At 34.0% G+C, this 16,928-nt stretch carries 17 protein-coding genes; 12 read left to right on the forward strand and 5 right to left on the reverse strand.

From position 1 onward, the window contains the following. Positions 1–101 precede the first annotated feature (101 nt). Both DW269_RS03745 and DW269_RS03750 read right to left on the reverse strand, forming a co-directional pair. A complete protein-coding gene (locus tag DW269_RS03745) occupies positions 102–941 on the reverse strand; it encodes an HAD family hydrolase (RefSeq protein ID WP_117458614.1) in 840 nt (279 codons plus the stop codon). Positions 942–1,002: 61 nt separating this feature from the next. Then, positions 1,003–1,617, reverse strand: coding sequence for a Crp/Fnr family transcriptional regulator (locus DW269_RS03750; protein WP_117458615.1), 615 nt, complete (start codon positions 1,615–1,617; stop codon positions 1,003–1,005). Positions 1,618–1,687: 70 nt separating this feature from the next. Between DW269_RS03750 and DW269_RS03755 the strand changes: the two genes are divergently transcribed. Next, the gene (locus DW269_RS03755) at positions 1,688–3,004 is read left to right on the forward strand and encodes an MATE family efflux transporter (protein WP_117458616.1); all 1,317 of its coding nucleotides are present in this window, start codon (positions 1,688–1,690) and stop codon (positions 3,002–3,004) included. Positions 3,005–3,021: 17 nt separating this feature from the next. Here the strand turns inward: DW269_RS03755 and DW269_RS03760 are convergent, their stop codons facing one another. Further along, positions 3,022–4,713 (reverse strand): ammonium transporter, encoded by a 1,692-nt coding sequence (locus DW269_RS03760; RefSeq protein ID WP_117458617.1) that lies wholly within the window; start codon positions 4,711–4,713, stop codon positions 3,022–3,024. 340 nt (positions 4,714–5,053) lie between these two features. Here DW269_RS03760 and DW269_RS12575 point away from each other — a divergent pair, with 340 nt between their 5' ends. The 9 genes from DW269_RS12575 to DW269_RS03800 all read left to right on the forward strand — a co-directional run bounded on the left by DW269_RS12575 (position 5,054) and on the right by DW269_RS03800 (position 13,716). After that, on the forward strand, positions 5,054–5,218 hold the full coding sequence (locus tag DW269_RS12575) for a hypothetical protein (protein ID WP_158546302.1): 165 nt from the start codon (positions 5,054–5,056) through the stop codon (positions 5,216–5,218). Then, entirely contained in the window at positions 5,215–5,604 is a 390-nt protein-coding gene (locus DW269_RS03765) for a MurR/RpiR family transcriptional regulator (RefSeq protein WP_117458618.1), read from the forward strand. Before DW269_RS12575 ends, DW269_RS03765 begins: the two co-directional genes overlap by 4 nt. A 9-nt stretch (positions 5,605–5,613) precedes the next feature. After that, the gene (locus tag DW269_RS03770; RefSeq protein WP_117458619.1) at positions 5,614–6,801 is read left to right on the forward strand and encodes a M20 family metallopeptidase; all 1,188 of its coding nucleotides are present in this window, start codon (positions 5,614–5,616) and stop codon (positions 6,799–6,801) included. 69 nt (positions 6,802–6,870) lie between these two features. After that, entirely contained in the window at positions 6,871–8,844 is a 1,974-nt protein-coding gene (tkt, locus tag DW269_RS03775) for a transketolase (RefSeq protein ID WP_117458620.1), read from the forward strand. 48 nt (positions 8,845–8,892) lie between these two features. Next, positions 8,893–9,747 carry an EamA family transporter gene (locus DW269_RS03780; RefSeq protein ID WP_117458621.1) on the forward strand — a complete coding sequence of 285 codons (855 nt, stop codon included), beginning with the start codon at positions 8,893–8,895 and terminating at the stop codon, positions 9,745–9,747. 85 nt (positions 9,748–9,832) lie between these two features. Next, positions 9,833–10,060: a DUF6110 family protein gene (locus DW269_RS03785; protein ID WP_117458622.1), complete on the forward strand. Its 228-nt coding sequence runs from the start codon at positions 9,833–9,835 to the stop codon at positions 10,058–10,060. A gap of 36 nt (positions 10,061–10,096) precedes the next feature. Next, positions 10,097–12,208: a heavy metal translocating P-type ATPase gene (locus DW269_RS03790; protein WP_117458623.1), complete on the forward strand. Its 2,112-nt coding sequence runs from the start codon at positions 10,097–10,099 to the stop codon at positions 12,206–12,208. A 744-nt stretch (positions 12,209–12,952) separates the two neighbouring features. Next, positions 12,953–13,327, forward strand: coding sequence for a YxeA family protein (locus tag DW269_RS03795; protein ID WP_117458624.1), 375 nt, complete (start codon positions 12,953–12,955; stop codon positions 13,325–13,327). Between the two features lie 14 nt (positions 13,328–13,341). Continuing rightward, a complete protein-coding gene (locus tag DW269_RS03800) occupies positions 13,342–13,716 on the forward strand; it encodes a helix-turn-helix domain-containing protein (RefSeq protein WP_117458625.1) in 375 nt (124 codons plus the stop codon). A 288-nt stretch (positions 13,717–14,004) separates the two neighbouring features. On the opposite strand, the gene DW269_RS03805 is transcribed toward DW269_RS03800, so the two are convergent. Together DW269_RS03805 and DW269_RS03810 are read right to left on the reverse strand one after the other, a co-directional pair. After that, positions 14,005–14,964: an HNH endonuclease domain-containing protein gene (locus tag DW269_RS03805; RefSeq protein WP_117458626.1), complete on the reverse strand. Its 960-nt coding sequence runs from the start codon at positions 14,962–14,964 to the stop codon at positions 14,005–14,007. Further along, positions 14,957–15,289 carry a nucleoside triphosphate pyrophosphohydrolase gene (locus DW269_RS03810; RefSeq protein ID WP_117458627.1) on the reverse strand — a complete coding sequence of 111 codons (333 nt, stop codon included), beginning with the start codon at positions 15,287–15,289 and terminating at the stop codon, positions 14,957–14,959. The genes DW269_RS03805 and DW269_RS03810 overlap by 8 nt, the downstream gene beginning before the upstream one ends. Before the next feature lie 187 nt (positions 15,290–15,476). Here DW269_RS03810 and DW269_RS03815 point away from each other — a divergent pair, with 187 nt between their 5' ends. Together DW269_RS03815 and DW269_RS03820 are read left to right on the forward strand one after the other, a co-directional pair. Next, positions 15,477–15,866, forward strand: a complete 390-nt coding sequence (locus tag DW269_RS03815) for a MerR family transcriptional regulator (protein ID WP_117458628.1) — start codon at positions 15,477–15,479, stop codon at positions 15,864–15,866. A gap of 13 nt (positions 15,867–15,879) precedes the next feature. Next, positions 15,880–16,863: a hypothetical protein gene (locus tag DW269_RS03820; protein ID WP_117458629.1), complete on the forward strand. Its 984-nt coding sequence runs from the start codon at positions 15,880–15,882 to the stop codon at positions 16,861–16,863. Positions 16,864–16,928 lie beyond the last annotated feature (65 nt).

Genomic DNA, 16,928 nt, shown 5'->3' on the forward strand with positions numbered 1-16,928 from the left:
ATAGTGCACGTACGGTTTGATAAGGGACTAGCCTAGTGATAGGTTAGTCTACTTTCTTTGCATTAAAAAAGTCGTTGTGAGCATTACACTCACAACGGCTTTTAAATTAGTCCTAAATGTTTAAATGCACTATAAAGTCCATCATCATTGACATCAGTCGTAATATAGTCTGCTGCTTCTTTTATTTCAGGACCACCATTACCCATAGCGACATTATAAGCACAACATGCAAACATTGATAGATCAATCTTTGCATCACCAAAAGAAATAGTATCCTTAAAATCTGCTCCAAGATGTTCCATCAATACTTCAATCGCATGTCTCTTAGTAATACCAGTCGGTCCTAAATCACCATATAAGGCTACTTCACCCTTACCACCCCATGTATTCGCTACAAGAGTAGGGAACTCTACCTTAGAATCTAAATGATCCTGATAAGAGCTTAAGATAAAGCTGATCTTATTCACATCGTCTCTATATAAATCTTCGCCCTGTAAATGAATAAATCCATCCATGAAAGTTTTAGAAGATTCCTTTGCTTTCTCTAGGTCTGCTCCTTTACCCTGAGCATATTTAACCATTGTTTCAGGACCTTGTTCTAACATATAGTCATTGCAGTACATACCGCTATTGGCTTCTAAATAGAAACCTAAATGTCTCTCATTACACAAATCTACAATATGTTTTACATCTTCCTTTGATAATCCTTGATGCATTACAACTTCATCATGGTCTTCTACATAAGCACCATTACCACCAATCACACCATCTAAATCACATAAATTACGCTGTAGTATTTCAGCTTTAGAACATCCAGTACAAATATATACTTTATGTCCATTTGCGCGTGCCATGTCCACAGCCTTAGCTGCTGAAGCAGGTAGCTTTGCATCATAATCAATTAATGTGCCATCTACATCTAGAAATATTATTTTACCCATATCTGTCTCCTTTATATATTTCTTATTATACATAAACAATAACCTAAACAGTATCAATCCATCATTTTTTGAAACAATAAACACCTTTACTTAATTTAGTAAGTATATCTTTCTCCACTAATTCATGAAGTACTCTCTGTAATTGTCTTCTACTACAGTGAAGTATTTCTGATGTTTTTTCTATTCTTCTTAATATATGATCATCACACTGATATTTCATATATGCGATAACTTTCTCTTCCAGGCTCATAAAGTTTTGTTCATGCTGTGCAGATTGAATAATATCTACGCAGGAATGAATGACTGAATGTAGAAACAACACATCTTCATTTAACTCTTTCTCATATCTTAATGTATCAATACTTAATACCACTACATTCTCTAAAGCCTCTACAAATAAGTGAGGCTTCTTTTTTGTGACAAACTCAATATCTCCAAGAATAGGTATTTCTTTCTTTACACCTGTCACAAACTGTCTGCCATCTGCTTGAATTGAATAAACATTTACGCTTCCTTTCACTAAAAAATATATAGAATGAAAATGAAAAGAAGGCTGAATCATTAACTCTCCTTTCTCAAACTCAAACATCTGAAGACTTACATTATCTAAATGAACATAAGAAGATATAGAATCACTATATTTCTCTATTAACAGTTTATCTTTTATTTCTTTCATATCTTTATTGTGACATATGACACAATAAATCACAAACAAAACTGATAAGATAGGGCAGGAGGTTAATACAATGAATGAATTATTTGAAACAATGCCTGTCAAGAAAGCTTACTTTAAGATTGCTTTACCAGTAGTTCTTTCTATGATGGTCACTTTAGTCTATAACTTAGTCGATACTTTCTTTGTATCACAAACACAAAATACAAATCTTGTTGCAGGTGTCTCATTATGTGCACCTCTATTTACATTAATGATTGCTTTAGGAGATATATTTGGACTAGGAGGCAGTTCAGTAATCTCTCGTTTATTTGGGAATAAAGAAACTGAAGAAGCAAAAAGAGTCAGTGCTGTATGCTTTTATTATGCTATTGGGGTCTCTCTTCTTACTTCTTTAATCATGATTCTATTTAAGAATCCTATTCTTTCATTACTTGGAACAGAAGCATCTACAAGACCTTATGTTTTACAGTATTATCATGTGATTTCAGTTGGTGGTGTCTTTATTATTCTATCGATGATTCCTACAAATCTTATCAGATGTGCAGGACATGCTCAGGATGCTATGATAGGTACAATTCTTGGTTGTGTTATCAATATCATTCTTGATCCTATTTTCTTATTTGTTTTTCATATGGAAGCCACAGGTGTCGCAATTGCGACTATATTTTCTAACTTTGTCACAGATGCATATCTGGTTTATGTGATTAAACGTAAATGCCCAGAACTCAGTGTTTCTTTAAAGGATGCCCATTGCGATACACGTCATATAAAAGGTCTCATCTTTATTGGTATCCCGGCTTCTCTTACAAATATTATGCAGTCTTTTGCAGTCACTCTTACTAATCAATATTTACGTCCCTATGGATCAAATGCGATTGCCAGCATGGGAATCGCATTAAAAGTCAATATGATTATTATGATGGTTCTTGTTGGCTTTGCCTTTGGTGCACAGCCACTCATTGGATATTGTATCGGAGCACGCAATAAAAAGAGACTTAAAGAAGTCTTACGCTTTGATGCTTTAGTCATTATATCCTTTGCCTGCGTTATGACACTTGTATTATGTCTCTTTACACCTTCTATCATGTCATGTTTCATGAAGAATCAAACAATTGTCTCACAGGGAAGTACAATGTTGAGATGCTTATCTATCTCTACACCTTTTGTAGGGGGTGTATTAATACTTACAACACTCTTTCAATCAGCAGGTTATGCGACAGGGGCAATGATCATCTCTTTATCAAGACAGGGCGTGATATTCTTTGTTGTAATGATTGTCCTTACGGCATTATTAGGCTATATGGGAATTCTTCTTGCACAATGTATCAGTGATATCATTACACTTATTATAGGTTTATTACTCGTCAAAAAAATGAGGCTCGAATAATCGAGTCTCATTTTTCTTTAGTCTTCATAGCTTAAGGCTTCAGGGCCTTGTTCACCAGAAGAAATTCTTACGACATTCTCTACATTATAGATAAAGATCTTACCATCACCCATATGAGCAGTGTATAGAACACTTCTTGCTGCATCTACAACTGTCTGTACAGGAATACTAGACACAACAATCTCAGCCTTTACCTTAGGCAATAATTGGATATCAACCTTAGCGCCTCTATAATAAGCAGTCTGTCCTTTCTGAACGCCACAGCCTGATACTCTTGTCACTGTCATACCAGCAACACCAATATCGTTCATAGCAACTTTTAAAGCATCCATCTTTTCTGCTTTCGCAATAATAACAATCTTACTGATCTTACCTTCCCCATTGACTGCAACAGTAGGAACAGCTTCTGTAATACTTAATTCAGGAGCAGAAACAGTTGCAGCAGTAGCACCAGTACAAGTTTCTGTTTCTAATGCGAAACCTGCATAAGCACTTTCTAAACCATGTTCAAGCTTATCAAGACCAGTAATTTCTTCTTCTTCAGTAACTCTAAGACCAACAGTATGCTTAATAACTACGAATGTAATAGTCATTAATACAGCAGTCCAAACACCAATACATAATAAGCCAAGTAACTGAGTACCTAATAACTTAAAGCCTCCTCCATAGAATAGACCTTGAGCCTTAGGCATTGTATCAGTACCGCAGGCAAATAATCCAACACAGATAGTACCAAGTAAACCATTACCAAAATGAACAGCGACAGCCCCAACTGGATCATCAATATGTAATTTATAATCTAATAACCAAGTAAAGAAACAAACAGTAAATCCTGATAAAATACCAATAATACAAGCACCCATTACATTAACTGCATCACATCCAGCAGTGATTGCAACTAAACCTGCAAGTGAACCGTTTAAGCTCATAGCTACATCAGGTTTGCCATATTTTAACCAAGTAAAGATCATTACAGTACATGTTGCAAGTGCTGGTGCAACAGTAGTAGTTGCGAAGATTGTTGCTAACTGAGTACCATTCTTAGCAGCCGCACCGTTAAATCCATACCAGCCAAACCAAAGAATAAATACACCTAAAGCACCAATAGTTAAACTATGACCAGGAATACCATTTGGGCTTCCATCTTTATTAAACTTACCAATACGAGGACCAAGAAGTTTAGCCCCAATTAAAGCAGTTAAACCACCAACGAAGTGAATAACTGCACTACCAGCAAAATCATGGAATCCCATTGCTGTTAACCAGCCATCAGGTCCCCAAACCCAATGAGCTTCAATAGGATAAACAATTAAAGAAATAACGAATGAATAAATACAATAACTTAAGAACTTAGTTCTTTCTGCCATTGCTCCAGATACGATCGTTGCTGCAGTTGCACAGAATACTAAGTTGAATACGAAACTAGACCAATCAGTTGATGCAAAGTTAGTTAATGGACCATTTCCAAAACCAACCCATCCAATAAATCCGTTAGCTACATCACTCCCACATAAGAAGCTATAACCTACAATAAGAAAAGCAACAGTTCCTAAACAGAAATCCATCAAGTTCTTCATGATGATATTTCCGGCGTTCTTAGCACGGGTGAACCCTGCCTCAACCATTGCGAAGCCTGCCTGCATAAAGAATACAAACGCGGCACCAATTAAATACCATATACCAAAAACTTCAGTTAAAACCTTTGCCATAAGCACTCCCCCTTTATCATGTTTATGTTTTCTTTTTACCTTTCTGGTATGACTGCATTATACGAATAGAAAATAGTCAAGTCAATAAGAAATTATCATCATAACGTTAATTTATCATACACATATATCGGAATAAACGAAAAAATAGACCATATATTCATGATAAAATGAATTATCAAAAGATAATAAAAGATATTATAAAGTGATAAAAAATTATTAAATAATGTATAATTTTTATATTATGACATAAAAAATGCGATAAAAAAGAAAATCATGGTATACTTTTTTTAAGGGTAATTATAAAAGAGGGGAAAGTTTTTTATTCCATCCAGAAGAAGATATGGCTGTACTTATGAATAAAGCACATCATTCTCAGGTTGTGACTATTGATAAAACATATCATCTTTTTAGTGCTTTTACACTAGAAGATGTTGTGAAAGCTTTAGAACAAGCGAAACATGTTTATTTATTTTTGTCTGTGATGATTTTAGACATAAACTTATGAGGATAGGGAAGTCTTCTAGTGATTGTCCTAATATTCATTTACAGATGAGTTTTGTATCTGTTATGACACAAGAAGATTTAGCTATCTTTGTTTCATATTGTGGAGAAACAAAAGGTATAGTCACTGCTGCTAAATGGGCAAAGGAAATGAACATCCCATCTGTCGCAATTACACAATCTGCTTATAATAAGCCTGGTAAGTTAGTAGATCATGTATTAACTATTCCTTCACAGGAACAGCCATTACGTATCGGAGCGATGAGTTCTCGTTATTTTTCACTTATTGTTGTTGATCTTCTTTACTATGGATTAGTGAAACGTAATAAAGAAGAATATGCACAAAAGATTATTAATACAAGACGTATTATTCAAGAAATGGAAAAGTAGGTGTAAGTTATGGAAAAGATAGAAAAATGGATATCAAACAACAAGGATATCGAACAGGAATTAATACGACTGAGAAGACATTTTCATGAACATCCAGAAGTAGGTCATCCTCTTCCTCAGACACAGGAATATATAGTGAAACTGCTTGAAATGTATGGTTATGAGAATATTATTGTGAATCCCGGAGGAAGTATTGAAGTACTTGTAGGACCTCATGATAAGAAGATACTTTTACTTAGAAGTGATATGGATGCATTACCTTTAGTAGAACATACAAACTTACCTTTTAAATCTATTAATGGATCTATGCATGCCTGTGGACATGATATGCATGCCTCTATGATGTTGATGTGTGCCAAACTATTAAAAAAGAATGAAAAGAAACTCAAAGGGCAGATCAAGATTGTTTTCCAACCTCATGAAGAAGGACTAGTGGGTTGTAAGATGATGATTGAAGATGGGGTATTAAAGTATCCTCGTGTTGATGCTGCAGTAGGGTTACATGTTATGCCTGCCACAGAAGATAAGACAGGAACTATACGTACAATCCGTAAAGCGATGACAACAGCGTCTACAATCTTTGAAATCAATATTACAGGTAAGAGTTCACATGGTTCTATGCCAGAAAAAGGTATTGACGCACTGCGTGTGGCTGTTCATATATATCAGCAATTACAGGAAATCATTCCTAAAGAAATCAGTATGAGTCATGATGATGTACTTACAATTGGTATTATGAATGCAGGTAAAGCCCATAACATTATTCCAGAAAAAGCCTATATGAAATGTTCACTAAGAAGTTATCGTCCAGATGATCAGGAATATATTATGGGAAGAGTCAATGAATTAGTTCAAAGTATTGCCTCTATGTATCATGCCCAGGCAGGTATCACAATCTTACAGCAGGCACCAAGTGTCTATAATGATCCTGCATTACTTAAATCTATTATGGATGTAGAAAAAGATGTATTTGGTGGTTATATCAAGAAGTTAGAACTTCCTCTTACTATCTCAGAAGACTTTGGCCATATTACTGCCAATGTACCTTCACTCTTTGTTACTCTTGCTGCAGGATGTAAACAGGATGGTTATATTTATGGTCTTCATAACAAAGCCACTATTTTTGATGAAGGCTGCTTAATGTATGGCCTGTATTTCTTATATAATGCTGCAATGAATTGGAATGTGAAGTACTAAATATCTTGCATTCACAAAAAGAGAAAAGGTATAATATTTAACAATGATGAATGGGAGAAAACAGAAAAAATGAACAAGATTGATCAAAAAACAGTATATACGATTAAAGCACTTTGTGCAGATATGATTCAGAAAGCAAATTCAGGACATCCAGGACTTCCTTTAGGGGCTGCTGGATTCACTCATGTATTATGGTCACAGGTATTAAACCATAGTGCAAAGCATCCTGAATGGATTAACAGAGACCGTTTTATTTTATCAGCAGGACATGGTTCAAGCATGCTTTATAGCTTATTACATCTATATGGTTATGGCTTAACTATGGATGATTTAAAGCAGTTTAGACAGTTAGGTTCACTTACACCAGGACATCCAGAATATGGACATACAGTAGGTGTAGATGCCACTACAGGTCCACTAGGACAGGGCTTAGGCATGGCTGTTGGTATGGCAATGGGTCAGGCTCATTTAGCCACTGTATTTAATAAACCAGGTTATGATCTATTTGATCATTATGTTTATGCATTAGCTGGTGATGGATGTATGATGGAAGGAATCTCTTCAGAAGCATTATCACTCGCTGGTACACTTAAGTTAGAAAAGCTCATCATCTTATATGATTCAAACAACATTTCTATCGAAGGTAACACAAACATCACATTTACAGAAAATGTATCAGACAGAGTAAAGGCATTTGGTTTTGAAACATTGACTGTAGAAGATGGAGATAACTTAGATGAAGTACTTGCTGCATTAGAAAAAGCAAAAACTATTAAAGGTAAACCTAAGTTCATTGAAATCAAGACTACAATCGGTAAAGATAGTCCAAATGAAGGTTCAGAAAGCACTCATGGTGCACCATTAGGTGCTGATAACATCAAAGCACTTAAAGAAAAACTTGGTCTTCCACAGGAAGAATTCTATGTACCAGAAGACGTATATGACTATCTAGCTTCTACACAAAAACGTGTAGATGATTTATATGATGCATGGACTTCTATGCAGGATAAATATTTTGAAGAATATCCAGAAATGAAGATTGTATGGGAACAGTATTTTAACCCTGACTTTGCAAGAATCTTTAAGGATAACCCATTATTCTGGGCTAATAAACATCACAATATTGCAACACGTGCTGCAAGTGGTGAAACAATGAACCTTATTAAGAACTTTGCCCCTAACTTCATTGGTGGTTCAGCTGACTTAGGACCTTCTAATAAGACAGTTTTAAATGGTGAAGGTGAATTCAGTGCAGACAACTATGGTGGACGTAATATTCACTTTGGTGTAAGAGAACAGGCTATGGCTGCAGTAGGTAATGGTTTAATGTTGTATGGTGGATTAAAAGCATATGTGGCTACATTCTTTGTATTTAGTGACTATGTAAAACCTATGGCTCGTTTATCTTCATTAATGAAGCTTCCACTTACTTATGTATTTACTCATGACAGTATTGGCGTAGGGGAAGATGGACCAACACATGAACCAGTAGAACAGTTGACTATGCTTCGTGCAATGCCTAACATGTATGTATTTAGACCATGTGATGAGTTTGAAACAAAAGCAGGCTGGTATGTCGCAATGAGCTCAAAAGAAACACCTACATCTCTCATCCTTTCTAGACAGGACTTACCTAAGATGGTAGGAAGTAACAGAGGTGCCTTAAGAGGTGGTTATATTATTGATGACTGTATGAGTAAGCCAGATATCATCATCATTGCATCAGGCTCAGAAGTAGACTTAGCAGTCAAAGCCAAAGAACAATTAAAAGACTCTAACTTAAATATCAGAATCGTTTCTATGCCTTGTCAGGAATTATTCAGAGAACAGTCTGAAGAATACAAGGAATCTATTTTACCATCATGTGTAGAAAATAGAATTGTTGTAGAAGCAGGAAGCCGTTTATCTTGGGGTGAATTTGTAGGACTCAAGGGCAAATATGTCACTATGGATACATTTGGTGCTTCAGGTAAGCCAGCAGACTTATTCAAGGAATTCCATTTAACTGTAGAAGATGTAATCAAAGCTATCAAAGAATTCTAAACAAATTTGTTTTAGCCTCCTATAATAGTATTATAAGGAGGCTTTTTTATGTGGATTCTTTTTGCATTAGGTTCTGCCTTTTTTGCAGGACTTACAGCAGTTCTCGCAAAATGTGGTATTGAACATACAAACTCTCACTTAGCGACTGCATTACGTACAATTGTGGTACTTGTCTTCTCATGGATTATGGTAGGAATAGTTGGATCATTCTCTTCTATTAGTACAATCACGCATAAGACATTCCTATTCTTAATTCTTTCTGGAATATCTACTGGAGCGAGCTGGTTATGTTACTTTAAGGCATTACAGCTAGGTAATATTAATAAAGTCACAGCTGTAGATAAGACAAGTGTTGTATTGACGATTATTCTTTCTCTTATATTCTTTAAAGAAAGTGTCACAGTCTATAAGATCATAGGTATGATCATTCTTACAACAGGTACATATTTAATGGTAGAAAAGAAGGAAGATAATAAACAGACAAATAATGCCTGGTTACTTTATGCCGTGCTTTCAGTTATTTTTGCAAGTTTGACGACTATACTTGGTAAGATAGGAATCACAAATATTGAAAGTAATCTAGGTACAGCCATTCGTACAAGTGTTGTACTTATTATGAGCTGGATTGTGGTCCTTGTGACACATAGTCAAATGAATATGAAAAGTATTCCTAAGAAAGAATATCTCTTTATTGTGTTGTCAGGATTTGCAACAGGAGGTTCATGGCTATGCTTCTATCACGCTTTACAAATTGGACCAGCAAGTCTTATCACTCCTATTGATAAGTTGAGTATTCTCTTTACTGTAATATTCTCTTATCTTATTTTTCATGAGAAACTCTCTAAGAAATCATTACTTGGATTAATACTAATAGTATCTGGTACCTTGGTTATGCTTCTCTAACAAACTCTAACATTTTTGTTCACAAACCTTCTCTATAGTGTTATTATAATTTTGTTAGTTAGGACTAACAGAGGAGGAAAAGAATATGAAAGACTTATTTAAAAACAAATTATTATGGTCATTTGTAGGTGGTGTAGCCGCTACAGTGGCAGGTAGTAAGTTCGTAAAGAGCGATTGCGCAAGAAATGCAGCTGTAAAATCAGTTGCTACTGGTATGCAGTTAAAGGATCAGGCACTTGCATCATATGATACAATTGTAGAAGACGCAAAAGATATCTATGCTGAAGCAAAAAGCAAGAAAGAAGCAAAATAGGAAATAGTCATTTCCTATTTTTTAGGTGATAAGAGAATGTTAGAGTATCGTATAGTACATGACATACCAGGACGTATGAGAATACGTTATGGACGTTATCGCTTTTCTAGAAATAAGGCACTAGCCTTACATTTTGCATTATGTAAATGGGATATGGTTGAATCAGCCGATGTCAATGAAAGAACAGGTTCTATTTTGTTCACGTACAGTGTTGATCAAAGAGATGCTTTGATTGACAAAATCAACTCTCTAGATATCCCTCACTTTGATAATGCACCCTATGAAAAGATCATTAAAGAAAATAAGTATCTTATAGATCACCGTGATATCAACGATCAATACATTGGAAAATTTACTGGTATTATTGTTAGAAGATATGCCTCTAAATGGTTTTTACCATTACCAGTAAGAAACGTATTAACTATTTATCATACAATTCGTTATGTAAAAGAAGGACTTAATTCTCTTGTACATAAGCGTATTGATGTACCAGTATTAGATGCAACAAGTATTTCTGTTTCATTATTATCAGGACAATGGGGTACAGCACGTAATATTATGTTCTTATTGAATATCTCTTCATTACTTGAAGACTATACAAAGAAAACAACATCATTACAGCTTAAAGAAACATTGTCTGTTAATATTGATAAAGTATGGGTATTAGAAGAAGGAAAAGAAAAACAGATTCCTACTTCACACTTACAAAAAGAAGATATTGTGATTGTACAGACAGGTTCTATGGTTCCAGTAGATGGTGAAGTAGAGAGTGGTGAAGCTATGATCAATGAATCAAGCTTTACAGGTGAACCACTCAGTAAGATGGTTAAACAAGGTAGTTCCGTCTTTGCAGGTACTGTTGTAGAAGAAGGAAAGATTTATATCAAGGTAAGAAATCTACAATTAGACAGTCGTATTAATAAGATTGTAGATATGATTGATACAAATGAATCACTTAAAGCAGGTATTCAATCAGGTGCAGAACATCTAGCTGATGCGATTGTTCCTTATAGCTTTATTGCCTTCTTTGGATTACTTCTTGCCACAAGAAGTTTGACACGTGCATCTTCTGTATTGCTTGTAGATTATTCATGTGCTATCAAACTTTCTACATCTATTTCTATAATTAGTGCAATGCAGGAAGCAGGTCGTCATTCAATCATGGTCAAGGGTGGTAAATACCTAGAAGCAATGGACTTAGCAGATACGATTGTATTTGATAAAACAGGAACTCTTACAAATGCTCAGCCATTTGTTCAGAAAGTGACACCATTAGGAAACTATACACGTGAAGAAGTATTACGTATTGCAGCTTGTTTAGAAGAACATTTCCCACATAGTGTAGCGAATGCGATAGTAAAACAGGCATCACTCGAACAATTACATCATGAAGAAGAACATGCTGAAGTGAAGTATATTATTGCGCATGGTATTGCGACTATTTATCGTGATCAACGCGCTGTCATTGGCAGTGATCACTTTGTATTTGAAGATGAACATATTACTAAAACAGAAGAAATAGAAACACTTATTAATAATTTACAAAGTGAAGGAGCAAGCTCTTTAATATTCTTAGCGATAGGTGGAGAACTTGCTGGTATTATTTCTATTTATGATCCACTTAAACCAGAAGCGAAAGAAACTATTCAAAATTTAAGAAGTAGTGGTTTTAAGAATATCATCATGTTAACAGGTGATAGTGAGAATGCTGCTAAGCATATTGCAGAAGAACTCAATATTGATGGCTATTTAGCTGGTGTATTACCAGAAGACAAAGCTAATTATGTCAAGAAACTTAAAGATGAAGGACATACCGTTGTTATGGTAGGAGATGGTGTTAATGATACCCCAGCCTTATCTTGTGCAGATGTATCTATTTCCTTACAGGATAGTTCAGATATTGCGAGAGAACTTGCAGATGTTACATTAACATCTTCTTCACTAGAAGAAATTGTCGTATTTAAACAATTATCTGCACTATTAATGAAACGTATTAAACGTAACTATACAAGAATAGTCACTTTAAATACTGGTTTAATATTATTAGGTATGTTTGGTATTTTACCAGCAAGTACAACATCACTTATTCATAATGGTTCTACATTTATATTTGCGATGTCATCTTCTACATCATTATTAGAAAATTGATGTATAGCCCCATTTTGGGGCTTTTTTATTTCCTAGGAAAAATACAAATGTCAACTTAAGTTTACATGATAGTTGGTGGAGGTAACTGTATTTTAGGCCTACACTTGTAGAGGCACTATTCATAGAAAAGAATTGTACTAGGCTATATATCCCCCTTTCCTTATGAACCGGCATCTGAACAAGGAAATATATATGGCATAGTAGAGGGGAACAACTCTTACCCTATAAAATAGACAAGCATCTTAGAACCTTTACGATTACTATCTGATGAAAGATATTAAGAAAGTAGAATATGCCCTAATGATATCGTATCTTCTCACACGATCCTGCACAAAATGGACATCAGTTATTCTCCTGCCTAATGTACCAATAAATATCTTTTATAAGATATGCTCTCTAGTTATTATATTAACCACTTGTCACGCACCGCATAGGGTGAATAGTTATGCCAATATGAGATATTGGGGTTATAGGTTATTTTAATTATTCAATTTTACAAGAATTAGACATTTCTCGACTTCTTTCCACTCATAATAGGATTAAATGAAAAATACGGATACTCTCAATTTCCTAGAAAACAGAAGATAAAAACCGGATAATGTAATAAAGCTTTCAATATGTAGTCAACATGTTCTTCTGTCACATCCTGCTTAATACCTATAACCCATCTCATATAAGACTTCCTGCTCATCGGAAGTCTTATTTTCTTTCTATTATTCAATAAAAAATGATTGGAGGGGTTTTATGAAAAAGAAAGGCATATCGGTTGTATTTATCATTTTAATCAGTATAGTTACAATTACAGCAGTGAGATACTTAAGTACTGACCACACTGTATCTGACTGCTACTATACACAGATTCCTTGTAGTAATGTGAATAGAGAATCATGGCTCATCGATGATTATGGTCATAAACAACCTATTGGAAAAGAATATGTTCTTGTATCTTTTAATGCATTAGGAGAAAGAAAGCGTGTTACATTTATCAACACCTACTGTCCAGGAACTTACATTAAGTTAAAAACAAAAAAGAATGTAGTCATTGACCAAAGGATTGTATCAAGATCAGAAGTTCCTCAACGTGCTTTAAATCAAATAAAATGCTATGGAACAACATAGAAAGGAAAAGAGATATGTATTATGAAGTGATTAGTTATATTATTGCCATTCTTTACATTGCATTTATGATTTTCTTCCTTTGCGCATCCATCTATCTCTTCATATTAATAGTGAAAGCTCTAAAGAAATATATTAACTCTAAGGATATAAGAGAAGAGAAGAAAATCAACGCGGAATCTTTAGGAGAAGCTCTTAAAGAAAAACGTTTGCGTTGTAATATGACTCAGGAATTTGTCGCAGAAACATTAGGTGTAAGTAGACAAGCTGTTTCTAAATGGGAGAATGGAACAAGTGAACCTAATACAACCAATCTAATTGCTTTGTCAAGATTATATAAGATTGAAGCTGTAGATTTACTTGAATGTATACAAGAAAAAGAGCCTGTCTAATAACAGACAGGCCAGACAAAAAGGAAAATATATTATGAAAAAAACATTCTATAAGTATACTAATAAATTCCTGATATCAATGCAAATGAATACAAAAAAACAAATAAAAAACTTAAATTAAAACCCCTTATAAATATTATGTTATACAAACTAAAAAAGCCTGGCGAGATGAGCATCTCAATAGGCTTTTTTATTTAAGGAGTACACTTAATATCAATTAAGTTCCTCTATGATTATTGTAGAAAACTCTATTACTAAATTCAATAAAATTCAAAAAACTAGAAAAAATTATAGTTTCATTGATAGGTAGAACTTATCTACATAGTTGTTCATAATCGCAATATTAAGTTCTTCCTTGTATTTACTATTATTGATAGTTTCAATAAGAGTTTTGTTTCTTTGGTTCAACTGTTCAATGACTTCTTTACTAGGAATATGATTTGATTTAGAAGAATTATGACTCTTAGAAGTGAGTACAAGATTCCAGATATCATCACTATACATGAATGACCAAGGAATCACATGATCTACACTAATATCATCCATATCTAATTCATCACCTGTATAGAAATCAATCGGTTTATTCATATTCTCTAGTAATATGTTTTTATATTTTGTAAGATTATTTCTTCTAATCTGATTGTCAGAGATACCCTTTACTTTAGATGTAATACGTGGCGCATTATTGAACTTCTCTAATAACTGTGCCCATTTATAATTGAGTAATTGTGATAAGACAAAACCATACTCTTTCAGCAACAATACCTGCTCTTTGTTGATGGAGATGTAGAGATAATCCTTATTGAGTACATAAAGATCCTTTTTCTCTTTATTCACATTCATAAAACGCCAGGATACATCATCTTTTAACTTTCTTGCACACTTCTTCAATACACTCTTATAGAAATCTTGTTCCTTATTAAGCTCTTCTTCAGCTTTATCAAACCAGATAGGAATAGAAGACCCTGTTAATTCTTTATACTTATCAATTAGTAAATCAACCTGTTGAACAATGACAGGTTTCTTTTTAATGTTAGATCCTTGTCTTAAGTTAAAAAAGAATGACTGATTCCAGTAATACTTCACCATCTTATGCGCTATTGCATCAAAAGTAATTACATTGTTTTCTTCAATGTGATTAAGTGTATAAACATTCTCAAGAATAGCACGGCCCCAGGCTAACTTATATGTATTATCATTATTCATATACTCAATTACGTCAAGCCAATCCTGTATATACTTATTCATAGGAATCCTCTACATATTCTAGATAGATTTTCTTATCAAAGGCACCGTTACTACGTGCCTTCTTTTCTTTGATAGAAAGTACTTCTTGATGATCAATATGAAGTGTATTCTCTAATGCTTCTAATACTTCTAATACATCAGCTATCTCTTTCTTAATATCTTCACCTTCAGCATCTATTACTTCATGACATTCCTCTAATAACTTGCTTTTTAAACATCTGAGATACTCTTCATCATTGAGTATTCTTGTTGCACAAGTCTTATGATCATTTTCTATGATTTCAGGAATACGATCTCTAATTAGCTTGTTGTAGATATGTTTCATTGGTATCACCTCTTCATTAATCATACAACTATTAAAACAGATATAAAAGCATTGGTGATGATACGATTATCATCTTTTTAAATACGCGAAATTTACATCTTTTCTAATGGAAAGGAGATTCGTAGTGTGGGTATTGCTATCACGTTAACGTGATAGCGTATCCTCAAGTTACGAGGAAGTAAATAACGTGTGGAAGATTGATGAAGTGAGTAAGTTATCAGGAGTCAGTAAGCGTGCATTACAATATTATGATGATGAAGGTATATTACCTGTGAAACGTACTAAGAATAATTATCGACTTTATGATGATGAGACAATGGAAAGACTATGGGAAATTTTATGGTATAAGGAAATGGGTTTTGATTTAAAGGAAATCAAGCTGATTTTAGAAGGAGTGAAACAGGAAACAGTAATAGAAGAGAAAGTAAATAAAATCAATAATACGATAAGAGTATTAGAGGAACAAAAGAAAGTGATAGAATATATACAGAGATATTCTATTCCAGTAAAGAGTGAAGAAAATAATAAGACATATAAAGATCAGATAAAACTAATAAGAAAAGAACAAGGTATGTAGGAGGGAAGAACTTATGAAAATTAGTAAAATGGTTGATGGTGTTAAAGATGGTATTGATGATGCAAGAGAGAAAGTAGTTAAAGCAGTTGATGATGCAGAGTTAGATAAGCATGCTAAGGAAATTGGGGATGCTGCAAGAGGTAAGGCAAAAGAACTTGAAGATGCTACATTAGAAAAAGCTCATGATGTTGCAGTAAAGATGGATGAAATGAAACGTCAATGGGATTTGAAAAGACTGAAACCAATCTTCTCTGAAGATTTAAATGGTATGCAATATTCACGACTTGTGAGAATTGTAGAAAGAGATAAGAAGTTTGATATAGAAGTATGTAGAGGATCAATTGGATATTGGGCTACCTGTAAGGGTGAGAGATGGGTGAATATCTTTAAAGATTCAGTCAATAAGTTTGGGCTGAATTTCTATCCTTACGAAGATGTTAATTTCTATTATGTAGATCCTACTGATAAAGATAACTATATTGTGCTAGATGAATATTTTGATCGTTTGAAGCAGGCTCGTGTGAATGAATTACAGAAGATTGCACAAGATTTAGGTGCAAAAAAATTCAGAGTTACATATATGAGAGAAAAATCTTCACTTATTAAGAAGAAGTGGAATGGAAAAGCAGACGGAAAAGCTAAAGATGGAGATGGTACAGTGTCAGTTGATGGTGATAAACTATCAAAACAATACGATAAAGTAGAAATTGAAGCTGAAAATAGTTTCCCAGGACATGATCCAGCTGAACCTCATGTAAGATATCTGAAGTATGATCAGAATGTTCAAAACTTAATAGATATGCGTATGGATACTAAGGGACCTATAAACCATCAGACACTAAGTATCAAATTAAGCAGTACATCAGGTTTAAAAGAAAATGATGCTGCAAAGCTTGATATGATATTGAAAAGTTTGAAGATGGCTGGGAATACAACTGTATTAAGTGAAGTACAAAATGAAGAGAAAAGTATTTTAAAGTATGAAATAGAATTTTAAGGTAAAGGACCTAGGTTGATTCTAGGTCCTTTGCTTATGGTATTTCCATATTCAAAACAACTATT

It is taken from the genome of Catenibacterium sp. AM22-6LB (assembly GCF_003435615.1).
Classification (GTDB): domain Bacteria; phylum Bacillota_I; class Bacilli_A; order Erysipelotrichales; family Coprobacillaceae; genus Catenibacterium; species Catenibacterium mitsuoka_A.